The organism is Streptomyces sp. NPDC051569, assembly GCF_044454085.1.
Lineage (GTDB): Bacteria > Actinomycetota > Actinomycetes > Streptomycetales > Streptomycetaceae > Streptomyces.
Genome location: NZ_JBITDJ010000048.1, coordinates 1 through 2,053 on the forward strand (window position 1 = coordinate 1; position 2,053 = coordinate 2,053).

Annotated in this window: 1 protein-coding gene; it reads left to right on the forward strand. The window is 61.5% G+C overall.

The genetic code is table 11. The features are described 5' to 3' along the window. The first annotated feature begins 176 nt into the window (after positions 1 to 176). Positions 177 to 1,961 carry a serine/threonine-protein kinase gene (locus ACIBAE_RS29615; protein ID WP_399291476.1) on the forward strand — a complete coding sequence of 595 codons (1,785 nt, stop codon included), beginning with the start codon at positions 177 to 179 and terminating at the stop codon, positions 1,959 to 1,961. Positions 1,962 to 2,053 lie beyond the last annotated feature (92 nt).

Consider the following 2,053-nt stretch of genomic DNA (forward strand, 5'->3'; position numbering starts at 1 on the left):
GCCTCCTGCGCCTCCGGCGACCAAGTCCGCGCATCCCCCACCAGATCACTCACACACCATCAACGAGCCTGAACCCAAAGCGTTTCGGATCAATAACTCGCCCCGCCGGAGAACGCTCTGGTCCTGGCGGCAATTGGCCGACGTCACCGCCCCGAGGAGGTCAGTAGGGTGGGTTCATGCCGAAGCACGAACCGTTCATCGTCGACGGAGTCACTTACGAGCGCGATTCAGCTCCGGGAGAGGGCGGATCAGCCGTGGTGTGGAAGGTCCGCCGTAAGCCCGACGGTCAGGTGCTCGCAGTCAAACGGATTAAGAAGGACCGCGACGCGGACTCCGCTCGCAACAAGCGTTTCAAGCAGGAGATCGAGTACGGGCAGACATCGAACCACCCGAACGTCGTGAGTATCCACGCGCGCTCAGAGGACGCGAACTTCTTCTACTACGTCATGGACTTCTACCCTATGACGCTGCGAAACGTGATCAACGACGAAACCGATGCTGACGTGCTTCTCGACTACGCGCGCCAGCTCTGCGATGCGCTCGCGTACGTGCACGGCGACGGCATAGTGCATCGCGACATCAAACCTGAGAATGTCCTCGTCGACCCTGATGCGCGCCAGCTCGTCCTGGCCGACTTCGGCATCGCGCATTTCAAGGACTCCTCGCTCACGAATCGCGGGGACCTCCTAGTGAACCGGAACTACCTCGCTCCCGAGCAGATGGTGAGGAACAACGCCCTCAGTATCGGCAAGCCAGCGGACATCTTTGCGCTCGGCCTCGTCATAACCGAGATGTTCACGAAGCAGAACGCCCGAGGGCGACGACACGCGCTTGTGCGCGACCGCTACCCCTTCCTGGCCGACCTCGACCTGATCATTGAACAGATGCTGCTCCAAGACGAGGCGCAGCGGTTTCGCATCGACACCGTACGCGGAATGCTTCGGGTAACCCTTCAGCGGCTCGACTCGACAATCGAGGAGATCTCCGATGATCTGCGCCCCCACGAAGCGTCCGCCGACAGCTCGTCCGGCGAGGTCGAGCGGATCCTCGGCCGTGCCGCGAGAGACGTGCTGTCGGCGAAGCATGTCTTCGAGCGAGTCGCCGACGGAGAGCTCGACCGATTCAACCTCAACTATCACTGCGAGGTTGCGTACCGGGTGAGCACGGAGCTGTTCAATACGTGTGCTCAAGCCGTTGTATATGCCTCGTGCAAGGCGAAGTTCGACTATGAGGGCGCCGGGCGGTGGGACGAGAACGACGACGCTTGCGTGTTGTCGGCCGCCAAGCCGGGACTCCAACGCGAGCTGGAGACGATTCTGGCTGATTTCCCCCTCCCTCAGTCTTCACGCTGGGAGGGTCTGCCACGGCGGTCTGCTCACTTGTTCCGGTTCTGCAAGGACTACCACTGCGAAGAGCTGCTGACGAGCATCCGCGAATCTGTCTACGGTGAAGGCAATCGCTCGTTGCGGGCGAATCTGATCGACGCCCCGGTCCTCTGGATTTCCCGCTGGATACGTACGAATCTGGACACCGACTACCTGGAGTTCGACAAAACAGTTCGCGAGGACATCGGTTTCGAGCGCCACCTCTCGGTGCTCTGGGACAAGACGCTTCCGTTGGATTCGGCCCGAGAAGCAGTGGGAGTGGATCTGTTGACCGAGCCGCTCAACGCCGAAGACGTCGCCGGCACACTGCAGGCGCTTGAAGCGAAGTGGGATGTCTCCGTGGGAGAGCTCGTAGACGGTGGGTACTCGGTTATGTTCCGGTCACGCGACACGTACCGCTGCTTCCACGACGAGGCGCTCGACCTCGCAGAGCCGGGCTCAGTATTCGAAGCCGACGTCCTCGATCTGCTCCGCCCTGAGGCGGAGTTCGACGACCTCGTCGCACTCACATGGGATCGGGACTTCGACGTGGCCATCACGCTCGGGAAGGTCCTCGGCACCCGCACGCGCTACTGAACTTGAATGTGTGATGTCGGCTTGATCGTGGTTAGCCGCCTATGGTCAGGCCGGTGCCCATGAGGCAGCCGTCGATGAGGTGCGGTCGGTAC